At 62.8% G+C, this 21,011-nt stretch carries 24 protein-coding genes; 20 read left to right on the plus strand and 4 right to left on the minus strand.

Annotated features, from left to right (window positions below; genetic code table 11):
• Positions 1-17: 17 nt before the first annotated feature.
• Both A8G00_RS09070 and A8G00_RS09075 read right to left on the minus strand, forming a co-directional pair.
• A complete protein-coding gene (locus tag A8G00_RS09070; protein ID WP_046766253.1) occupies positions 18-917 on the minus strand; it encodes a MucR family transcriptional regulator in 900 nt (299 codons plus the stop codon).
• A gap of 165 nt (positions 918-1,082) precedes the next feature.
• Positions 1,083-2,378, minus strand: coding sequence for a hypothetical protein (locus A8G00_RS09075; RefSeq protein ID WP_061938803.1), 1,296 nt, complete (start codon positions 2,376-2,378; stop codon positions 1,083-1,085).
• 250 nt (positions 2,379-2,628) lie between these two features.
• On the opposite strand from A8G00_RS09075, the gene A8G00_RS09080 reads away from it, so the two are divergent.
• Positions 2,629-3,435, plus strand: coding sequence for a lytic transglycosylase domain-containing protein (locus tag A8G00_RS09080; protein WP_235600915.1), 807 nt, complete (start codon positions 2,629-2,631; stop codon positions 3,433-3,435).
• On the opposite strand, the gene A8G00_RS09085 is transcribed toward A8G00_RS09080, so the two are convergent.
• Positions 3,416-3,841, minus strand: coding sequence for a hypothetical protein (locus A8G00_RS09085; protein WP_099187117.1), 426 nt, complete (start codon positions 3,839-3,841; stop codon positions 3,416-3,418). The two genes, A8G00_RS09080 and A8G00_RS09085, sit on opposite strands and share 20 nt — an antisense overlap.
• Before the next feature lie 312 nt (positions 3,842-4,153).
• A complete protein-coding gene (locus A8G00_RS24745) occupies positions 4,154-4,402 on the minus strand; it encodes a hypothetical protein (protein WP_139111428.1) in 249 nt (82 codons plus the stop codon).
• 114 nt (positions 4,403-4,516) lie between these two features.
• Here A8G00_RS24745 and A8G00_RS09090 point away from each other — a divergent pair, with 114 nt between their 5' ends.
• The 19 genes from A8G00_RS09090 to A8G00_RS09180 all read left to right on the plus strand — a co-directional run bounded on the left by A8G00_RS09090 (position 4,517) and on the right by A8G00_RS09180 (position 21,007).
• Positions 4,517-4,837 (plus strand): hypothetical protein, encoded by a 321-nt coding sequence (locus tag A8G00_RS09090; RefSeq protein WP_046766251.1) that lies wholly within the window; start codon positions 4,517-4,519, stop codon positions 4,835-4,837.
• A 57-nt stretch (positions 4,838-4,894) separates the two neighbouring features.
• Complete coding sequence (traL, locus tag A8G00_RS09095) at positions 4,895-5,185, plus strand: type IV conjugative transfer system protein TraL (RefSeq protein ID WP_046766250.1); 291 nt, start codon at positions 4,895-4,897, stop codon at positions 5,183-5,185.
• Between the two features lies 1 nt (position 5,186).
• The gene (locus tag A8G00_RS09100; protein ID WP_046766249.1) at positions 5,187-5,768 is read left to right on the plus strand and encodes a type IV conjugative transfer system protein TraE; all 582 of its coding nucleotides are present in this window, start codon (positions 5,187-5,189) and stop codon (positions 5,766-5,768) included.
• The gene (locus A8G00_RS09105) at positions 5,765-6,568 is read left to right on the plus strand and encodes a type-F conjugative transfer system secretin TraK (RefSeq protein WP_046766248.1); all 804 of its coding nucleotides are present in this window, start codon (positions 5,765-5,767) and stop codon (positions 6,566-6,568) included. The genes A8G00_RS09100 and A8G00_RS09105 overlap by 4 nt, the downstream gene beginning before the upstream one ends.
• On the plus strand, positions 6,568-7,905 hold the full coding sequence (locus A8G00_RS09110; protein WP_046766247.1) for a TraB/VirB10 family protein: 1,338 nt from the start codon (positions 6,568-6,570) through the stop codon (positions 7,903-7,905). Before A8G00_RS09105 ends, A8G00_RS09110 begins: the two co-directional genes overlap by 1 nt.
• Entirely contained in the window at positions 7,892-8,782 is an 891-nt protein-coding gene (locus A8G00_RS09115) for a DsbC family protein (protein WP_103000486.1), read from the plus strand. The genes A8G00_RS09110 and A8G00_RS09115 overlap by 14 nt, the downstream gene beginning before the upstream one ends.
• Positions 8,779-9,603 (plus strand): hypothetical protein, encoded by an 825-nt coding sequence (locus tag A8G00_RS09120; protein ID WP_061938797.1) that lies wholly within the window; start codon positions 8,779-8,781, stop codon positions 9,601-9,603. The genes A8G00_RS09115 and A8G00_RS09120 overlap by 4 nt, the downstream gene beginning before the upstream one ends.
• On the plus strand, positions 9,603-12,188 hold the full coding sequence (gene traC, locus A8G00_RS09125; protein WP_046766244.1) for a type IV secretion system protein TraC: 2,586 nt from the start codon (positions 9,603-9,605) through the stop codon (positions 12,186-12,188). The genes A8G00_RS09120 and traC overlap by 1 nt, the downstream gene beginning before the upstream one ends.
• 7 nt (positions 12,189-12,195) lie before the next feature.
• Complete coding sequence (locus A8G00_RS09130) at positions 12,196-12,561, plus strand: hypothetical protein (protein ID WP_046766243.1); 366 nt, start codon at positions 12,196-12,198, stop codon at positions 12,559-12,561.
• Complete coding sequence (locus A8G00_RS09135; protein ID WP_046766242.1) at positions 12,554-13,210, plus strand: type-F conjugative transfer system protein TrbI; 657 nt, start codon at positions 12,554-12,556, stop codon at positions 13,208-13,210. The genes A8G00_RS09130 and A8G00_RS09135 overlap by 8 nt, the downstream gene beginning before the upstream one ends.
• Entirely contained in the window at positions 13,191-13,730 is a 540-nt protein-coding gene (locus A8G00_RS09140; RefSeq protein WP_046766241.1) for a S26 family signal peptidase, read from the plus strand. Before A8G00_RS09135 ends, A8G00_RS09140 begins: the two co-directional genes overlap by 20 nt.
• Positions 13,727-14,383, plus strand: coding sequence for a type-F conjugative transfer system protein TraW (traW, locus tag A8G00_RS09145; RefSeq protein WP_253257947.1), 657 nt, complete (start codon positions 13,727-13,729; stop codon positions 14,381-14,383). Before A8G00_RS09140 ends, traW begins: the two co-directional genes overlap by 4 nt.
• On the plus strand, positions 14,380-14,652 hold the full coding sequence (locus A8G00_RS09150) for a hypothetical protein (RefSeq protein WP_319024297.1): 273 nt from the start codon (positions 14,380-14,382) through the stop codon (positions 14,650-14,652). Before traW ends, A8G00_RS09150 begins: the two co-directional genes overlap by 4 nt.
• A complete protein-coding gene (traU, locus tag A8G00_RS09155) occupies positions 14,649-15,671 on the plus strand; it encodes a conjugal transfer pilus assembly protein TraU (RefSeq protein WP_046766239.1) in 1,023 nt (340 codons plus the stop codon). Before A8G00_RS09150 ends, traU begins: the two co-directional genes overlap by 4 nt.
• 12 nt (positions 15,672-15,683) lie before the next feature.
• Positions 15,684-16,427, plus strand: a complete 744-nt coding sequence (gene trbC / locus A8G00_RS09160; protein WP_046766238.1) for a type-F conjugative transfer system pilin assembly protein TrbC — start codon at positions 15,684-15,686, stop codon at positions 16,425-16,427.
• Positions 16,424-18,316, plus strand: a complete 1,893-nt coding sequence (locus tag A8G00_RS09165; protein WP_046766237.1) for a conjugal transfer protein TraN — start codon at positions 16,424-16,426, stop codon at positions 18,314-18,316. Before trbC ends, A8G00_RS09165 begins: the two co-directional genes overlap by 4 nt.
• Entirely contained in the window at positions 18,306-18,689 is a 384-nt protein-coding gene (locus A8G00_RS09170) for a hypothetical protein (RefSeq protein WP_226869716.1), read from the plus strand. The genes A8G00_RS09165 and A8G00_RS09170 overlap by 11 nt, the downstream gene beginning before the upstream one ends.
• Positions 18,690-18,722: 33 nt before the next feature.
• On the plus strand, positions 18,723-19,541 hold the full coding sequence (locus A8G00_RS09175; protein WP_046766236.1) for a conjugal transfer protein TraF: 819 nt from the start codon (positions 18,723-18,725) through the stop codon (positions 19,539-19,541).
• Positions 19,542-19,606: 65 nt separating this feature from the next.
• The gene (locus A8G00_RS09180) at positions 19,607-21,007 is read left to right on the plus strand and encodes a conjugal transfer protein TraH (RefSeq protein ID WP_046766270.1); all 1,401 of its coding nucleotides are present in this window, start codon (positions 19,607-19,609) and stop codon (positions 21,005-21,007) included.
• Positions 21,008-21,011 lie beyond the last annotated feature (4 nt).

The raw sequence follows: 21,011 nt of genomic DNA on the forward strand, positions 1-21,011 counted from the left end.
TATTTGGCGTCCGGCGATCAGCCGTTGGCCGGGGGCACCTCCGCCTTGGCCTTCGCATCCCCATTCAACGCCGGGGCGGCTGTCTTGGCGGCCTTTTTCGGGGCATCCGCAGGTTTGGCCGCCTTAGGCGCAGCAGCCGGCTTGGCCTTGGGCGCGGCTTTCGCCTTGGGAGCGGCAACAGTCTTCACTTCCGGCTTGGCGGCAGCTTCAGTCTTTGCAGCGGGCTTTTCATCCTTGGGTGCGGCGATCGACAGGCGCTTGCGCGCATCAGCCTTTGCCGGTGGGGCCTTGGCCTCTGCGGCAGGCGCTGATTTCACCGGGGTGGAACTCTTCGGCGCGGCCGTTGCCGCGGCCGAAAGAGCAGCAGGCTTCGCCTTGGCATCACCATTCACGGCCTTCTTGGCGGGAGCGGGCTTGGGCGCTGCCTTGACCGGGGCTTTCGACTTTGCCGGAGCGGGTGCGCTCGGGGCGGCAGCGGCCGGCTTCACTTCGGCGGCGGGGGCAGCCGGAGTAACGGACTTGCGGCCAAGGCCGATCTTCGAGGCAACGGCGCGGCGCGCGTCCGAGTAGCTGCTGGCGACCAGCGGATAGCTTTTGGCCAGATTATAGCGGGCGCGATATTCCTCCGGGGTGAGGCCATGCGAGGCGAGGTGGCGCTTCAAAGTCTTATACGGCTTGCCGTCAATCAGGCTCAGAATGTGATCGGGCGAAGACAGGCTCTTACGTACCGAGACAGCCGGCGTGTAAGTCGGCGCTTCGGATTCTGCCGGGGCCGGATTGAGTTCATTGACGAGCGCGGCGCGCGTCGACTGGATCAGGCCGGCAAGGTCGGCACTCGGTACCGTATTGTTGGAGACGAATGCGCTCACCAACTGAACAGTGAGGGTAGTGATATCGGAAGAATTGTTGTCGGCCATGCTCGCGGACCCGTCTTCGAGGGATGTTCTGCGCCTCATGCGCGCAATCCAGAAAAATGTAAATCTCCAATTGCATCGATCAAGACGAGATGAGTGAACGACTTGGCGTCTGCCATGGTTCCAGTTGCGTCTGTCCTGTAAAAAATATGGTGAATCAGATTAAAGTCATGACAGGATCATGTCGATCAACATTGGCCCTATTCGTCGGCGCTCCGCGTCCTTCGGTGTGACTGGCAAGACAGGCGCGATCTGTTGCATGCGTGGCAAGGTGACGGCCTTCGCCGCGAGGTAGACATCGTCGTGAAAACCCATCGCCTCGATGATCAATTGCCGTACTTCGCCGGACTCCCGCGAACGAGCCTCGATCATGAAATCGGGCCTGCATGGTCCGAAGTCGGTTAGTCGATCGAAGACCGGCTTTTCGATCGAGAGATCAATATTCATGCGATTGAGATGCTGCTGGGCTTCCAAAAGCTGTCGCAGGACCAGTCGTTCGAACTCGCTATCTACTGGAACAAAGCGGCGTCCTGAGTAGATGGGCTGTGCATAGGCGCGCAGTGGCGCGAAGCCGCGGGACTCTGGATATTGCCCGATAACGACCAGGGCGAGATAGGGGCCTTTGATGACATTGGTCCGCACCGATGGCGACTGCACGCGATTGGCAATCAGCACCGGATCGCAGCCGGGCACATCGATACTGCTGCCTTGGAAGGCAGGGGCGAACAGGGTGAGGAAAGCCTGGGGCGCATGGCCGTGCGGCCATCGCTCGGAGAGCCTGCGCAGCGAGGCATAGACCTGTTTGCTGTGAAGCGGCCCGGCATGGGTCCAGAACGCGCTCGCCAGTTCCATGCCAGGCGCGATCTCGATCTTGGCGGCGGCCTGTCCCAAGGCTTTGAACTCGTCCCCGATCGACATGGGACGGTGTTGGTGACTGATAGGCTGGCAATGGTTGAGGCCCGCAGCGTCGATCAGTCGCCAGAGTAAGCGCGCGAGACGGGGGATCGACGCGTTTCGCGTACGGTCATCGGTCAAATCCTCTTCCGGCTTTTGGGCGAGATTTTGAGGGGCGGGGCGCAAGACCTCGAAAAAGCCTGCGGGCGGATCAGCCGGGTTGAGAGGGCTTCGCACCTCGGTAATGCGGTTCGTCGCCTGGTCGCGGAAGAAGGGGCAGTCGGTCCGATGTTCGGGCCGCTTCGCACTGGTGAGCCGCCGCAGATAATAGGTTTCCGCTTCGCTCAAATAGGCCGGCGTCAGGATGGGCGGCGGCTGACCCTCCTCCAGGCAATCACAGGCAATCCACTTCTCGCCAATGCGCGCCTGCTGGACGAGGAGAATGCCCGCCTCCTCATCATGATGATCACCCACGCCTTCATACCAGCGGACGAGCGCCATGCGGACAGGGGGAGGGAGGGCTATGCGCCGTGTCTGGAGGCCGTCGCTATTGCGATCAATTAACCACATGAGGGCCTCGCCGAGCGGCACCGAGGGGAGGGGTGTCCGGATGCTCCGAATTGACAGCCGCCATGGCGCTGATCTCCACTTGGGCTTCAACAGTCAGGAGGATGGTATGCACAAGGCGTTGCTGTTTGCTGGAATGATGCTCGTGGGGACCGATGCCGCAGATGCTGCGCCTCCCAGGAATGTGCGGATCGTGCAGATGATCACGATGGGCGGAAGTCCATCTGTAGATGGGGAAAACGGACCGAATGCGATGACCGGCGCAGTCGTCGAACGCCTTGGTGAAGGGCACGTCGCGCTTGCAGGTGGCCCTCATCGTCGATCGGTCGAAATCGAGATGGCGAACAGTTTTGCGGAGCGGGGGCCGGTGCCCATTGATAGCTGGAACGACCTTGGTCGCGGCGGCCCGGCGAACACCGAAACGCCCACGGGTGCCCTGACAATCCCGTCGTGGATGACCCGCTCGCCGCTCTATCCTTCGGCGGCGGCGCGCTGGGTACCGGCTTGCCTGCCCATTGCCTACCGCCCGACAGGGTTTCTCAAGGCGGACGCGGAGAACCGGCGGCAGGGCTATTATGGCCTGATGAGCCAGGTTGCCTGCGAATTCGGCATCCCGGTCGGCCTGTTCGACGCGATGATCATCCAGGAGAGTCGTTATCGCCATCATATTTTCTCGTCCAAAAATGCCTATGGATTGACCCAGCTCATGCCCGACACAGCAGCGGAATTGGGGGTCGATCGCTACGCGGCTGACCAGAATTTGCGCGGTGGTGCGCGCTATCTGCGCCGACAGCTCGATCGTTTCGGTCAGGTCCATCTGGCGCTTGCCGCCTATAATGCCGGGCCTGGCCGGGTTCGCAACGCGACGATCCCGCGCATCCGAGAAACCCGGCTCTATGTCGACGCCATATTGCACAATTGGTCGCTGCTGAGCGGTGTCGCGGTACCGAACCGGCGCATGGAAACGCTGCCGATGCCCGGCGATGGGTGGGACCAAGGCCCATACCGCATCGTGCGAGTTTCGACATTTCAGGAACGGATCAGAAGCGCAGATCGGTGAGCGCATTGCGCCGTTCAACGACGCGGGTGATCTCATGCGCCATGCGCTTGGCAACCGCGTTGGAGAAGGGCTCCGACCATCCACGGCGCAGCTCCGTGCCGTCAGCGCCTTCGATCTGCGCCAGAGCGTCGAGCAGCTTGCGGGGGAGATCGAGATAGAATTCCGCGAGCAGGGGCAAGAGCCGGTTCAGCCGGCTATCGCCATATAATCCGATATGGATGAGTGCTTCGCCCCTGAGCCAGGCCTGCAGGATATGGATGTCGAGCGCGTCGAGCAGCATTGCAAGCTCGGGCACGGTGATCGGCGGCCGCTTGGCCACATTGCGGTGCAGAACAGCGCCCAGGCGACTTTTGCCGATGCCTGTCGCGCCGGAAAGATCGCGGACACTCAGGCGCTTGTGCGCCATATCTTCGAGGATAACGGCAAGAAAGCCCGCCTGCACATCCGCGCGCCTGTCATTGGACCTGGAACTGGATTGATTGGGGTCATCACCGTCAGATTGCCATACCATGTCTTTCTCCCTGTTGGTCGCTCGTTACTTTTCCCCCGGATTTGCGCATAGTTGGGCTAAGAAATGGGCTGCCCGACCCATCGTTCTTGGCCCAAACGGAAAGCTGCTGGCCCTTGAATTCAAGGGACCAACTGACTTGCCGCAGTGCAAGATGCGGCCCGGCGAATTCGATATTCAATCAATTTTCATGCGATTGCGGGAACCGAGTCAAAGGAGCGAGCCCGAGCATCCTGTTTTGCCGCCGGAGCAAGTGAAGTTCTGGTCGGTTTCGATATCATGACGCCCTGAGATGGATGATATCTTCAAATCGGCAAATCCGTGAAGACTGTCCGAATCAGCTTCAATGCAATATTCAACTGTCCGCAATCGCGGGCAGAAATCCGCGAGATCGGACAGTTGCCCGCGAGCGCGGACAGTTTCGCGCAATTTTCTGTCGAGGCTCACGGGATTGTCCATTTATTTTCTGATTTGAGGACTTTTTCGCCGCTTCCTTCTTGGTGAAGAGCCGGAACGCACCCAGCCTTTCTCTGGAGCACGGATCAGCCGCGCTCGGAACATAAGGAACATCTCATGCAGTCTGTTCTGAAACAGGCCGGGCGCTTGGAGATGGCGGTGCTCGCGCTCGCTTTTCTCGGCTTTGCCCTGCTGCTGATGGTTGGCCCCGCCTTTGCCGGCGCCGACACGACCTTCGATACGGCGGAAAACACCTTCACCGGGTTTCTCGAAGGCTCGGGCGGTCGGATCATCACCATCCTCTCGCTGGTCGGCGGGGTCGTGGGTCTCGCATCGGGCCGTTTCTCGCTGGGACAGATCGCCATCCCCGTGGGCGTCGGCGTGGGCGCGGGCACCGGCGTTCCCATCGTCACCTCCACCGTCACCGCGACGATCTGAAGCTTCAAGTGGTCCATAGTGGCTTTCAGCCACGCCGGACCGACAAGAGGGTGGTGTATGGCACAGGACAAATATGTGATCCCGGCTCATCTGGATGATCCTGAATTGATAGGGCTCTGGACGCTGGATGAGTTCCTCGCGCTGATCATACCGTTCACGTGGGGTATCCTGACCCAGCATATCTTCATTGGCGTAGCGCTTGCGGGCGCGGGTTGGTGGGGACTTAAAAAGGCAAAGGCTGGCCGGGCGGGATCATGGCTTTTGCACCTGGCCTATTGGCATCTTCCGGCCGGTTTTACGGGCCTGAGAGCCACACCACCTTCCTATCTCCGGCTGATGGCAGGCTGATATGGACCTTAGCTACCAACATTCGCACCACCAGCGAATCCTGCGGCAACGCAATCTGCTGTTCGCGGCCGTCGCGGCGCTCGGGGCATTCAGCCTGCTGCTGCTGACCATGACCCTTTTTCGCGGTCGGGAGATCGTGCTCCAGCCGGTCCTGCGCTCGCCGCTCACCATTTCCAGTTCGGGCGTCAGCCGGGACTATCTGGAGATGATCACGCGTGATGTCGTGGTGCTGACCCTCGATCGCAATCCGCAAAATCTCGAATATTGGATGGAGAGCGTGCTCGCCATCGCTTCGCCGCGGGCACAGGGCAAACTCAAGGCCGATCTTATGCGCATTGTCGAGGAGCAGCGCGGGTCGTCGATATCGCAGTTCTTCACCATCCAGTCGATGACCATCGATACGAAGGCGCTCAGCTCGGAGGTGACCGGCGAACTCCACACCATCGTCGGCAGCAAGGTCGTCTCCAAACAGCTGCGCACCTTCCGCTACCGCTGGGAATATGCGGGCCTCACCCTGAGGCTCATCGGCTTTGGCATGGTGGAGGATGAGAAGGGCCACCGTGAGAAGGGGAGGGCGTCATGATGTCGGCTTATGTCATCGGCAGCGCAGCGGGCGGCCTTGCCTTTCTCTCCCGTCTCCAATGTTTTGCAAGCCGGATGATCGGCCTGCTCCTGCTCGGGCTGGCGATGCTCCTCATCAGCGCACCGGCCTTTGCCGACCAGAATATCGTGGCGGCCGACAGTGCGCAGGTCGATTGCCAGGCATCAGCCAAGGACCTGACCCGCATCAGCCTGGTTGAAGATGAGTTTGCCAGCGTGTCGAAAATCTCGACCGGCAACCCGACCGAGGATTTCTCGGTGGTGAACGAGCCTGTTCGCGGCGACATCTATCTCTCGGTGCCCGACGGTTTCCAGAAAGGTGCGCTGTCCTTCTTCGGAACGAGCAAGCGCGGCTATGTCTACAAGTTCCTCTGCCGGATCACAGGCGATCAGGCCGCGCAGATCTTCGTCACCAATCCCGCCATCGCTCGTGAGAGAGCGGAGGAGAATAGCCCGCAGGGCAAGATCGGACCGCAGGACGCGGCGGTTGCCTTGATGCAGGCGATGGCCGCCAATGGCTCGGCGCCGGGCTACGAGATGCGGCAGCGTTCGCTCCGCCCTGTCTATGTGGGCACGCTCAAGGTGCAGATGATCGCGGAATATCGCGGCGCGGATTTGACCGGCAAGGTGCTGCGCATCGAGAATAAGGGGGCGGCGGCCATCGAGCTTAATGAAGCGACGGTTGCGCCGTCGGGCACGCTGGCCGTCTCGATCGCCGAGCCGCGCCTCGGCCCCGGCAAGATCACGACCGCCTATCTCGTATCGCAAAATGGGAGGCCCTGATGGCATTGGCTGATCTTTTTTCGCGCAAGCGCCGGACGCTCGATGCCGATCAGGAGGCGGGCGAGGGCGTCTCCCCTGTCAGCGCTGACCTCGCCGGCAACGAGGCCGTCCGCCGCAAGCAGCAACTGCTTCTCGCCGGCGCAGCCGGCATCGGCCTCATCGCCTCCTCCTTCTGGATCTTCAGCGGTGACGAGAAAAAGGAGGATCCCAAAGCCACAAGCGGCGAAGAAATCGATGTCTCGACCAAGGATCTGGTGAACCGCAACCTCTCCCAGCAGGAGTGGATGGCGATGTCGGAAAACCAGTTCCAGGCCCAGGAAAATCAGCTGAAGGCCGTGGGCGGCCAGCAGCGGCGGATGGACCAGCTCGCCTCGCAGGTCGAGGCGCTGAAAGCCCAGAACCAGTCGATGCAGGCCGACGGGCAGCGGGTGCTGACCGCTTATCAGGCAGAAAATGAGCAATTGAAGCGCCAGATTTCCGAGCGGCGCACGGCACAGCCAGCGATGGCAGGCCCTTCCGCGCTCTACGGCCCCAATGGCCCGCAAGTCTATCAGCGGCCCGATGCACCGGGCGACGCAGGTGCGGTGCGCGCCGATGCGCTCCCCCGCGGCAATGAGGTCAAGATGGTGAGTTTCACCAGCAGCGATAGTGGGATCGCGTCCAAGGTCGCCAAGGGCAATACCGTCTATACCGACAGCCCCAATTATCTCCCGCCCAACAGTTTCGCTCGCGCGCGGGTGATTGTCGGGGTCGATGCAAGCGCGGGCGTCAACAGCCAGACCGATCCGTTGCCCGTCGTGCTGCGCATCACCGGTCCCGCTCGCTCGGTCTTCGCCAATGGCAAGCTGCTCACGACCAAAATCGAAGGCTGTCTCATCAATGGTGCCGCGCGCGGCGATCTCTCGAGCGAGAAAGTCTATGTGAAGCTCCAGAAGATGACCTGCCCGCAACCGGGCGGCCGCTATGCGGTGTCCGAGGTCAAGGGGTTCATCGCCTTTGGCGGCAAGACGGGCGTGCGCGGCCGGGTGGTGTCGCGCGAGGGATCGCTGGTCACCCAGGCCTTCATGGCGGGCCTGGTGGGCGGCTTTGGCCGCGGCTTTTCGGCCAATGCGAACAGTGTGTTCCAGGGCACCAACATCTCGACCAATGGCAAGCGTGACAAGCTCTCGACCGGGGACATCCTCGAAGGCGGGCTTGGCGAAGGCGTCGCCCAAACCGGCGACATTGTGTCCAAATATCTGATCGAACGGGCCGAGCAATATCAGCCGGTGATCGAGATGCCGACCGGCATCGATGTCGAGATCGTCTTCCTGGAGGGTGTTTATGTTCGCAACTAGGCTGCGGCGCCTTGGGCGCTTCCTCTCATATCGAGCTGCATCGATCGGGTTAGCCTTCGGTTGCGTCGGCCTCGCGAGCCTCAGCCTCGCGGCCGATGTTGGCGGCGCGGAGGGCGGGGTCAGAGAGGCGCTGAAGGCCCGGCTCCCCAAGACCCAGGTTGGCGCAGTCGATTGCCAGAAGGTCAGTGGCTTGTGCGAAATCACCGCCGGCGCCAATCTCTTCTATGTCGATCCCGCCGCACGCTACCTCATCATCGGCCGTGTCTATGACATGCAGACCCGCCAGGACCTGACGGCAGCCAAGCTGCTGGAGATGAACCCCGACATGCTGGTGGGCGCGGCAGCCTCGGCCAATGCGGCGGCGAACCTGACGGGCGAGGATGCGCAAAAGGCCGCCTTCGCCGCTGCCGCCAAGGGTGGCCGGATGGAAAAGCCGACACCGGAACGCCGATCGCCCAAGCTCTCACTCGAAAGCCTCGGCAAGGACGGCGCCATCATCTGGGGCAATCCGCAGGGCCAGAGCCTCACCATCTTCACCGATTTTCGCTGCAGCTATTGCCGCGCGCTGTCCAATGTCCTGCGTTCGATGAACGTCAAGGTGATCGAGCGGCCGATATCGGTCCTGGGCAGCCGCGACATTGCCGACCGCGTCTATTGCGCGAAGGACAAGGAGCGGGCCGTACACGCCGCCTATGCCGGAGAGCCGCTGGCGGGCGGCGCGACCTGCGACACGTCGGGGCTTGATGCCAATGAGGCTTTTGCTCACAAACACGGCCTCAATGGCACGCCGGTCATCGTCCGCAGCGACGGTGCGGTGCTGGAAGGGTATCGCCCGCGCGAATTTCTCGAAGCCTGGCTTAAGGACGCACGGTCGTGAGCGGGGCCGTCACGACAAGGCCGCTGGCCGCGATGATCAGCAGCGTCCTGGCTTGCCTTCTTTCAACCGGCTGCGCGAGCCTTGGCGGTAATGTGAAGGGCAGTTTCGCCTGCGCCGCGCCCGATGGCATTTGTGCGCCGAGCGCGGTCATCGATGATCGAGCGCTCGCCATGATCACCGATGATCCCTCGGCCACGCCGACCCCAGCAGGGCCCTATGAGGAGCAGCGCAAGAGTCCGGCGGCCACCAAGGTCGCGGCGGCTGAGCCGGTGCGCATGGCGGTCAGCGCCGACGCCACGCGCAGCCGCGAGCGGTTGATGCGCATTGTGTTCCCGGCTTTCATCGATGAAGGCGGTCGGCTCCATGAAGCGAGCGCCATCCGCGCCGTGGTCGCCCAGGGAGAATGGCAGAGCGCGCCCGAACCTCAGGAAGCGGTCCTGCCGCGCAACGCGTTTTCGGCCGCGCCGCAGATGCAGAGCCTGGCCGAGGCCGTCACTACCACCGAACCACCGCTCGCCGTTGATCCCGATCTGCCGACGCCGGCAGCCGTCGAAGCGGCGCGGGCGCGGAAGGCGGATCCCGTAGCGGCCATCAAGGCTGATGTGGCGCGTCGGCTTGGGACCGCCGCGCGGGCCGGTTCGCCGTCGGTTCCGACACCTTCCGCGCCGCAAGCGGCCTCATCTACCCCAGCGGCGCTTCCGAGCAAGCTGGTTCCGGCGAAAGGCGCCGCCGCAGTTTCCGTGCCCGCGTCGCCTAAGCCGGTCGTCCAACCCATCGTGCGGGCAACCGCCTTTCCTGCCGCCATCCCGGAGGATGAATGATGGCTGATCCCAATATTTTCGAGCGCCTGATGGCGGGGATGCTGGGCGACACCAAGCGCCCGGACAGCGGCCGCCCGGATCTCGGCGTCCCGATGCTGGCGCATTGGTTGCCCTACCGCAGCTACGACGCGAAGAGCGGCATCTTCTACAACAGCGCCTCGCGCGGCTTCGTGCTGGAGGTGGCGCCGATGGTGGGCGCGGATGAGCGCAGCGGCGAGATCCTTGCGCAATTCCTCTCCGAAGCGATCCCGACGCCCGGCTGCCTGCAATTTCACCAATGGATGAGCCCGCGCGTCGGCGAGCTGCTCTCCAAATGGTATGTGCCGCGTTACCGGGCGCACGGGATTTACGAGCGCATGGCCAAGCACCGGGTCGAGCATATGACCCAGGGCGTCTGGACCTCGCTCTCGGCCGACGCGCCCTTTGGCCTGCGAAACCACCGTGTCGCCATCTCCTATTCGACGCCGGAAAGTTCGCGCGTCTCCAACGAGGAGATTGTCGGCGTCATGGACGGGCTCATTTCCGCGCTGGCCTCGATCAACGTCACCGCCCGCAAAATGGACCCGCCCGCGCTCATCGCGTGGATCGACGACATCACCTCGCCCACCACCGCGCCGGGCGACGACGCGGTGAGCTATAATGCGTTCGATCCCATCGCCGACCAGGCGATCCGGCGCGATGTCGAGATGCGGGTTGAGGCGGATCGCATATTGCTGCGCACCGAGCGCTTCCGTCCCACCGGCCGCGAGATCGACGGTACCCCCGAGATCGGCGAGATTTACCCCGACACCTTCGATGTCCGCTCCTTTTCGGTGCGCAACTTGCCCCAGCGCTGGGCGCCTTGGGATGTCGCGCGGCTGATCGGCGACATGTTCACCGACAAGCTGCGCATGCCCTGTCCGGTCGCCACCAATCTCTGCATCGATTTTCCCGATGTCGAGGCAGCGTCCAGCAAGGCGGGCTTCAAATTCATGCGCACGACCAGCCTGGCCGACAGCAAGTCGGCGCGCTTCCTGCCGCAATTGAAGGAGCAGAGCCAGGAATGGCGCTATGTGAATGACGAGATGAAGCAGGGACGCAAGCTCGTGCGCCTCTTCTATTCGGTTACGGCCTTCTCGCCCAAGGGGAAGGGGGATACCCATGAGCGGGTCCTCAAATCCGTCTATCGCGCGGCGGGCTGGGATCTGCTCGACGATCGCTATCTCCAGGTCATGGGCCTGCTCTGCGCCATGCCCATGACGATGGCGAACGGCCTTTCCAAGGATCTCGAGCGCATGAAGCGGATGCGCACGATGCTGACCACTACGGCCGCCAATCTGGCGCCGATCCAGGGCGAGTATCTGGGCGGCCGGACGCCGCATCTGCTGTTGATCGGCCGGCGGGGCCAGCCCTTCTTTTGGTCACCCTTCGAGAATGCGGCGGGCAATCATAATGTCGCGGTGTTCGGCAAATCGGGGTCGGGCAAATCGGTCGCCCTCCAGGAACTCTGCGCCTCGCTCTGCGGCGCGGGCGCGCGGGTGGTGGTGATCGACGACGGTCGCTCGTTCGAGCACAGCGCCAAGCTCCAGGGTGGCGCCTTTGTCGAGTTCACCATGTCCTCGGGCTTCTGCCTCAATCCCTTCAGCATGATCGACGCCGATCTCGCCGCGCGCGACGAGGATTATCAGCTCGACTGCATGGCGATGCTGAAAGCCATTGTGAACCAGATGGCCCGCCATATCGACCGGCTGAACGATACCGAGCGGGGCCTCATCGACGGGGCGGTGAATGAGGTCTGGGAAGAAAAGGGGCGATCCGGGTGCATCGATGATGTGATCGCGGCGCTCGACCGGACCGGCAACGAACTTGCCAATGCGCTGGGCATCGCCATGCGGCCCTTCTCGTCGCGCGGTACGTTCGGCAAATTTTTCGAAGGCGAGGTGTCGTTCGAACTGTCGGCGGACCTCACCGTCTTCGAGCTTTCCGATCTTTCCGCGCGCGAGGAATTGCGCAGCGTGGTGCTCACCGCGATCATGTTCCTCTCCCAGCAGATGATGCGCAAGATTGACCGATCGATCCCCAAGGCCTTGCTCCTGGACGAGGCCTGGCAGATGCTGCGCGGCGGCGCGATGGCGGACTTCATCGAGACTTATGCGCGCACCTGCCGCAAATATGGCGCGTCGCTGGTAACGGCGACCCAGTCCTTGAACGACTATTATAAGTCGCCAGGATCGATCGCGGCACTCGAAAATAGCGACTGGTTCGTCATTCTCCAGCAGAAGCCGGAAACCATTGCCGACTTCAAGAAGCATGACCGCTTCGAGATGGATGACTATACCGATGCATTGCTGCGGTCGCTGAAACGCAACGGTTTTGAGTATTCCGATATCATGATCAAGGGACCCGAGACATTGGCGGTCGGCCGCCTCGTGCTCGATCCCTATAGCGCGACGCTCTTTTCATCGAGCCCCAGGACCTTCGCTGCGATCGAACACCTGGTGGCGCAGGGTCTCACCATGGAGCAGGCGATCGAGCGCGTCGCATTCCCGGACATGCCGGAAAAATGGTCGGCGGACCCGGGCGATCTTCCCCTGACAGCGGAGTGATGGAGTCATGCGAGAACTGACAATCAGTGCTAGTGAGGAGATCGTGCGGAGAGCGGAGCGGCGGCGGTCGCGCCAGTTTTGGGCGGGCCTGGCAGCGCTGACGCTGAAACTGGCGGGCTTTTTGGCCACGACCCTGCTCCTGAGCTGGGGTCTCCTTGCCCTGTTCTTCTTCGCGATCGGCGGCTTTTCAATCGATGGCATGGTGATCCAGCTCCATAATTTCACCACGCGCTATTTGGCGGCCGATCCTGCGCGGCTTGCCGCTTTCCGGCACTTGGCCGTCGCCATCTATTGCGGCGCGGCCCTTCTCCTCATGATCCTGCGCCGCCATCATATCCTGCCCGCGCCGCAGAGGAGCGCCCGCCATGGCTGAGCAGCAGGAACTCGATCTGCCCGCGCCGGACCCCGTCCTCCGTCCACGCCGTACCAGCCTGTTTGCAGGCTTCACCCGCGGCCAGCTTCTGGGTGGCGCGGCGTTGGCCGCGGCCCTGGTCTGGGGCATGTGGGTCACCAAGACCTTGCTCGCGCCACCGGCCGAGCGGATCGTGTCGGCGCGCCTCTCGACCATTGTCGGCGAATATGTCCAGGCGCAGGCGCATTCGGCATCCTCGCCCGCCCAGGTCGAGGCCGAAATGCGCCGTTTCATGGGCACGCTCGACCAGGAGTTGCAACGACGCTCGCGCCAGGGCGAGATCGTCATGGTGGGCGAGGCGGTCCTGTCCAAAAATGTGCCGGACATCACCGAGAGCATCAAAAAGGCCGTCTATGCCTCGGGCATCGCCATGCCAAAGCAAGCGAGCGCCCAGCAATTGCTGAGCCTTCAGCGCGAGACCGGTGGTCTTGAAGGGCCAATGCCAACTCCACAATCGCAGGCGTCTGCTCCGTCGCCGATGCCCGCCATGCCGTCGCCCGCCGGAGCCTCGTCACCATTCGCGCCCGTGCCTCTGGCAGGTGAGTATCCCGGCGGGATGGGCGCTTCGGTCTCAAGCTTTGGAGGGCACGATGGCGCTGGTGGTCAGTGATAGCCCGCGCGTATCGGGCTGGCGTCCGCGCAAGCGGCTCTGGGCGCTGCTCGGCATCGCCGTCATCGGCTATGGCGCCTGGCAGGCCCTTCACGGTTGGCGCGAGCGCCATGCGGTGCTGATCAACCTCACCGACTCGCTGCCCAACTGGGCGTTCCTGATCCACCGCACCAAGGTTCCGGCGCGCGGTGACTATATCTTCTTCGATCCGCCCGCCAATGCGCTGGTGCGACGGCACTTCGGGAACCCAACGCCGCTATTCGGCAAGATTGTCTACGGCATGCCGGGCGATGTCATCAGCCATGACGGCACCGACGTTCGCATCAACGGTCGGCCGGTCGCGCATAGGAAGGCGCGTACGCGCCTCGGCGAGCGGCTAACGCCGGGACCGACCGGCGTGATCCCGAATAGCTGCTATTATGTCGGCACGCCGCACAAGGACGGGTTCGACAGCCGCTATGGCGAGATTGGTCTTGTCTGCGCGCGGCAAATCTTCGGGGCAGGGGTGCCCGTGCTGTGAGGGTGCTGCTCACCGTCCCCATCGCCGGCGCTGCGCTGGCGGGTGCCCTGCTGATCATCGGCCCAATGCGTTCGGAAGCGCGGGACTATGGCGCGGTCGGCCAAACCTTCCCGGTCATCGAACCCGATCTCCTGGCCACTATCGAAGCGCGGCTGAAACGCGCCGAGGCGAGCGGCGAACTGGCGCGGATGAACGCGGCTTTTGCCAAGAGGGTGGAAGCCAAGGTCCGCCGGCCCGATCCCGTGGCCGGAATCACGCCTGCGCAGGCGGCGCGCAGCTGGCAGTTCGATCCGACGGTCACGCTCGAGCAGGATATCAGGGACCAGAAGGGGACACTTATTGCGGCGGCGGGGCAGAAGATCAATCCGCTCGATTTTGTGCGGCTCACCCAGGCGCTGGTGTTCGTCAATGGCGACGACGCGGCCCAGATGACCTGGGCGACGACCCGGTACAGCGACGCCAAGGCGAAGATCATCCTGGTCAGCGGCTCACCGATCGATGAGATGACCAACCGCAAACGCCGTTTCTATTTCGATCAGGAGGGGCGGCTTACCGCCAGGTTCGGCATCCAGCACACGCCCGCCGTGGTGCGGCCTGCGGACCGGGTCATGCAGATCGAAGAGCTGCTGCTCGACGCGAAGAGGGCCGGATGATGCCGCTCTGGCTCGATCTCCTGCGCACGCCGATGGCGGCGCCCGAAACCCGGTTCCTGCGGGCGATGCGGCATGTCTGGCAGGGTCTTTACCTCGCCCTCGCCACCACCATCCTGCTGCTCGACCCATTGAAGCAACTCCTCGGCAGCAGGGCCTCGCTCCTCATCGCCGGGCTCATGCTCCTCACCGCCACCCACAGCCTCATCTATCTCCGCGTCAAGAATCGGGCGGACACGGAGTGGCTCACCCAAGCCGGGGAGGGCGAATGATGCGCAGCCTTCGCGCCTTGCTGATGATCCTCGGCCTGCTGGCGGCGTTCGCTCTCACCCCGCAGCGCGCCGAGGCAGCGGGGCCGACCTGTCACGGCAAATTCGCCAATCCCATCACGGATGTCTGCTGGTCCTGCCTGTTTCCTCTTTCGGTCGGCGGCACGAAGATCTGGCCGGGCAACCGGCCCGATACCGGCAATCCCGCTTCGCCCATCTGCGCCTGCGCCGACCCGCTCCCGCGCATCGGCATTTCGGTCGGCTTCTGGGAACCGGCACGCCTCGCCGATGTCACCATGAAGCCCTGGTGCTTCCCCAATCTCGGCGGCATCCGCGTCGCGCCCGGCTTCGATATCGGCCAGGGCTATATGACCGGGCCCTCGATGGTCGGGGGGCGCTCGCAAAGCACCGCCAAATGGCATGTCCACTGGTATGTCTATCCGCTGCTCTATTGGATGGAGGTATTGACCGACTTCGTCTGCTTCGAGCAGGCGAGCTTCGACATCGCCTATATGACTGAGGTCGACCCGCTCTGGCAGGATGATGCGCTCTCGGGCCTCATCAACCCCGAAGCGATCGTCTTTGCCAACCCCGTCGCGCAGGCCGCTTGCGCCGCGGACTGCATCGCGGGCACCGTCGGCGTGCCGCTCGATCCGCTCTTCTGGTGTGCGGGCTGCCAGGGGTCCATGTATCCCATGAACGGAAATATTCCCTCATCGATCGGCCATGTGCAATCCTCCCGGCTCGCCCTGTCGCGCTTCGCCTACAAGATGCACCGCCAGGCGCTGGCCTGGGGGACGATGGGGTCCAAGGGCCTGTGCAAGAAATATCTGATGCCGATCATGCGCAAGCAGCAATATCGCTTCCAGATGGTGAACCCAATCCCGACGGTCTCGGGACGTTTCGCATGTTCGGCGATCGGCGCCTCGACCTTTCCGCCCGACGCGGGCCGGGCCTTCCCCGCCGTCGGCGAGGATATGGGCTATCTGGTCTGGCGCAAGCGCAACTGCTGCGTGTTTTAGGGGAGGGACGCCATGCATCTCGCCAGGATCGGGCTTGCCGCCCTTTTCGCCACCGCCGGCCTCTCGGCACTGCTCGCCCAGACTGTCGAGGGGATCGACGTCCAGGCGGTCAAGAAGCGCGCGGCGGACATGCAGGCGGAAGCGAATGCCTTTGTCGATGAGGTCAAGGATCGGGGCGACGCATTCCGGGAAGAGGCGCTCAGCGTGCATGAGTACGGCACGGAAAATATGAAGCGGGTCGCCGCGAGTGATCTCCCGACCGGACCTGCCGGCCCCATCGACTTTGACGCGATCGTCGAGGGGGCGGCGCAGAATCTCACCGCCAAGCCCGGCGAGGCACCGCAGTTCATCGCCTTTGCCAGCCTCTCCATGCCGCCAGCGTCTTTAAAGCAGATGGTGCGGGATACAGCGGCGGCCGGCGGCATCGTCGTATTTCGCGGTTTTCCCGGCAACAGCATGAAGGTCTTCGCCGGCCAGCTTGGGAAAATCGTGGACGAACAGGATATGGCGAATATCGGCATCGATCCACGTCTCTTCCGCGCCTTCGATGTGGCGGCGGTCCCGACCTATGTCGCGGTCTCCTCCGATTTTGACGTCTGTGCGGGCTTTGATTGCCAGACACGGGTGCCGCCGCATGACCGGATGACGGGCAATGTGACGGTCCGCTATGCGCTCAGCAGCTTTGCGGAAGGCCATGGGCCAGGCGCACAGGTTGCAGGAATCGCGCTCGCTCATATGGACCGGGCAAAGCCGTGAGATACAGGGCCGCGCTGCTGCTGCTGATCAGCGCTGCGGCCGCGGCAGCGCCATTATACGCGCAAATGACGCAGGAACAGGCGCGGGAAGAGGGGAAGGGTCTCGGCAACGCCATGCGGTCGAACGGCGCGCTGGTGCCCAGCGAGCAATCGCAGGCTGAGGCCGTGCCGGGCTATGCTGGGTCGAGCCTGCAGCAGGGGGACTATTTCGATGACCCTGAGAAACTCGAAAATGACAGTGCGGCGCTCAAATCCACGAGCGAGAGCTACCGGATCACCACGGACGCGGATCGAACACGGGCGACCTTCGACAATGACGAGATCAAGTCGACAGCCAGCAGGGCGACCACGATTGAGAATGATCCGGGCAGCTATTTGCAGGGCCAGGAGATCGGCGGCACGAGTGGCAGTTGCACCGCGCTGCCGCCGGGCGACGGGCAGTCCAGCAGCTATGAGGCAACCTGCAATGCCGGCGCCAGCGTTGACCAGAGCCAGCCCAGCTGCACCGTGCCCCAGGTTCCGCAGTTTGAGGAGAAGACGGCATACCGGTACAGCTGCGGCTACTGGTATAATGAGGTGTGGCATAAGCAGATCCGATGGGATCCCAACACGAGCAGCAGCAGTTGCACCGGCTTTGAAACCGCCCCGACGTGTAGCCTCGAAAGCACGAGCTTCACCGTAGAGCGCCGCTATGTGGGCCGCCTCAATAAGGATCGCTCGCTTTATCAATCCAACACCGTGCGCACCTATAGCTGCACGGCGCCCGCAGCGTCGACAAACGGCAAGAAATATTGCGATGCCTTCGGCTGCTTCACCCCGGCGCCGGTGGTGGACTTAGGGAGCGGCACGACCAAGGTGCATGTCGGAACGGCGGATGACCTGGCTTCCTGCGTTGCGCCGGTCCGCAATGGACAATGCACGCTCACATCGTCGGTCTGCACGGACAGCGAACCCAGGACCCGGATGGTCGATGGGGTGAGCGTCACACAGGATTGCTGGGCCAAAGCGAACAGCTACCAATGCACCATTATCGGCGAGGGCAATGACTGCGCTGATCTGGAGGCCAATGCCCAATGCAGCTTCCTGCGCAAGGAATGCATCGATGACGAGGAGGATCCGGCCTACGACCCTGGCGCCTGCAAGGTCTTTGAAAATGTCTATCGCTGCCCGGTGCCGCAGAGCGAACGGGGTGCGGAGAAGCAATATATTTGCGGCGGCGACGTCTACTGCATCAACGGCGACTGTGAACCGATCGTCCGTGAGGCCTCGACCGAGTTCAAGGACGCGCTGGTGGCGCTCCACTCGATCGACCAAGCCGGCAAGGAGTTTGACGAAAATAATTTCACCGTCTTTTCAGGGGAACGGGACAGCTGCCACAAGCCGGTATTTGGGCTCATCAACTGCTGCGCGGGGAAGACCTCCGGGCTGTTGACCATCGGCGCGGGCGCGGCGGCGCTTGCCGGCGGCCCCGCCGCGATCGCGGCGTTGGCGACGCCTTTCTTGACGCTCTTCGCCTGCTCGCAGGGCGAGATGAAGCTCGATATCAAGGACCGGATGGGCTTTTGCCACAAGGTCGGCACCTATTGCTCGTCCAGCATCCTGGGCATCTGCAAGACCAAGCGTACCGCCTATTGCTGTTTTGAGAGCAAGCTCTCGCGCATCCTGCAGGAACAGGGCCGTATCCAGCTGAACAAGCCCTGGGACAAGCCCAAGAAGGAGCAGTGCAAGGGCTTTACCATCGAGGAGTTTGCGAGCCTCGATCTCTCGGTGATGGATTTTACCGAAGTCTATTCCGAGTTCATGGACGCGGCCAAGCTGCCTGATGAAGTCCAGACCATGACGGACATTCAAGCGAAGATACAGGGATATTATGATCTCCATGGCCAATGAGATGATGGCGCCCCGCGCTCCCTTTGGATGGGACATGACCGCCTTCGAGCTTGCCATCTTCATCTGCGTCTATCGCAGCCCTTCGCCGATGCGCGCGCAGGAGATTCACGATGGAGTAGGGCGATGGTTCGACTGCGGGATTCCGGGTGAGTCCCTTGCCGATAGCGTCGGCCACATGACCGGGCGCGGCTGGCTCATCAAGCGCGGCGACCGGTTTCGCGCAACCATCCAGGGCCGCGACATGGCCCGACCGCTCATGAACGGCATCATCCGCATGCTCGACCAGGGCACGCGGCTGCTCGATGTCGCGCTGATGATGTCGGTGCTGCAGCTCACCAAGGGGGAACTGGACAGCGCGCCCGGCGGCCATTGAGGTCGCGTGTTTAAGGCAAGGAGGGTCGATAAAATGGCGATGAAAAGCGTGCTTGTGGCGTGGATGCTGGCATCGGCCATAATTTCCGCTCCCGTCCACGCGGACGAACCCGGTGCGGCGACCGATGGCGTGGAGCAGTCCGATGCGGGAGACGATTTCTATTGCCGGGAACGCCGCCTCGGCCAGTGGTTCTATTGCGTCAGGCCCAAGGCTGAACCGGAAAAGCCAGCGCAAACGCCCCAGCAAAGCGCCGCCGATCGGATGGCGGCGATCACGAAGGAACTGGATGAGCTCAAGGCACGAGCGATCCTCGAACCGACAGAGCAGAATGTCATCGCCTATGTCCGTTTCCAGCGGGAGCAACTCGATCGCGCCTCGACCTTCTCAGACACCTGGCAGCGGGCGCTCTGGCAGAACCCCGATCTCGATTACACGCTTCAGCGGCCGGTCAGTACGGTCGGCAAGCGCGCCTGGCTCGATAATCGCAAGGCCGATCGAGACGCAGTGCTGGAAACATTGGGGCAGCGCTACGGGCTTTTCTATTTCTACGCGCAAAGCTGCGGCGCCTGCGAGATATTCGGGCCGATCCTCAAATCCGTGGCCGACAGCCATGGCATGGCGGTGATGGCGGTGTCGATGGACGGCGGGCCGAACCGCGATTTTCCCGATTATGTGGTGGATGCGGGCCAGCGCGTGCGCATGGGTGTGCCGGGCAACGAGACGCCGGCGCTGGTCCTGTTCGACACCGCGACCAAGCGGACGGTCCCCGTCGGGTTCGGGATGCTGAGCGCCGACGAGATCATGGATCGGATATTCATGCTGACCAACACCAAGGTGGGGAGTGATTATTGATGGCACAGCCAAGCAAAGACAGCAGGCTCCGTTCTCTACTTCAGCGCGGGGCTGCTGCCGTCACCCTGATGACGGCGGTGCATCTGAGCGTCATCGGCGTTGCCGACGCCAATGTGGCGTCCGAGATGAACAGCTTCTTCAATGATGCGGGGGGCGCTGCCAACATCACCGGGCCCACCGCCTTCCAGGGCCAGTCGGCGGGCTATTATTCGCTGGGCAATGTCTGGACGCGCTTTCCGCAGAAAAGCGTCTCGCCCTTCAACCTCCAGCTTCCGAGCGCGCGTGCGGGCTGCGGCGGCATCGATCTTTTCTCAGGTTCCTTCTCCTTCATCAACGCGTCCGAGATCGTGGCGATGCTCAAGGCCACCGCCAACAATGCGCTGGGCTTTGCCTTCAAGCTCGCGATCGATTCCGTCTCGCCTGAAATCGGCAAGGTCATGGACGAGTTCAGCCAAAAGGCGCAACTGTTGAACCAGATGAACATCTCCAGCTGCGAGACCGCGCAGGCGCTGGTCGGCGGCATATGGCCGCAGATGGACACGACCCGCGCCACTATCTGCGAGGCGGTCGGCAACAGCCAGGGTGTCTTTTCCGATTGGGCCGCCTCGCGCCAGGGCTGCAATAATGGCGGGAGCCGCGACAGCACAATCGCGGGTAATTCCGACGCGGCGATGAAGGACCAGCTGGTCGGCGAGAAGCATAATTATACCTGGGAGGCGCTCAGCAAATCCGCCAAATTCGGGGCGTTCGACCAGGAATTTTCCGAATATGTGATGACGTTGGTCGGCACGATCGTCACGACGCCCTCGACCGATGCCAGCGTCGGCGGCAAGGTGGTGATGTTCGGGCCTGCCGAGGATGCGGTGGTGACGGCGCTGCTCGATGGCACCGAAGGCGGCTCGGCGGTCAAGATTCTCAAATGCAATGATGGGGATTGCTATGATGTGGGTGAGCAGACGTTGACCATCCCCCGGGCGAGCGCCCTTCGCCCCCGCATCCAGCAGATGATCGATGACATGTATGGGAAGGTCCGCTCCAACACGGCGCTCACCGCCGCTGAACGCCAGTTGCTCAACCTCGCCACCGTCCCGCTCTACAAGATCCTGACCGTTTACGCCTATGCGCATACGCAGCTCACCTATGGCGAAACCGAGGCGCTGTCGGAGATCGTCGCGGTCGACCTTCTGAACGCCATGCTCGACAATATGATGGACCGGGTCGAGCAGTCGAAGGTCCATTATCAGACGGCCGACCAGGCGACCGCCGATCAGTGGAAGCAGCAGATCACCGCAGCCCGGCAGCGCTTCTCCCAGCGCGAGATGAAGCTCAACACCAAGCTCCAGGTGACCATGCAGGTGATCAACCGGACCATGGCACTGGAATCTACGCTCCAAAACAGCATGTCGCCAGGCATGGCCGCGGCATTGAGCTTCTCACGCGGGCTGTCCGCCCAGGGCCTCAACTAGGCGG

The organism is Sphingobium sp. SA916 (genome assembly GCF_002894065.1).
In the GTDB taxonomy this organism is placed as follows: Bacteria; Pseudomonadota; Alphaproteobacteria; order Sphingomonadales; family Sphingomonadaceae; genus Sphingobium; species Sphingobium fuliginis.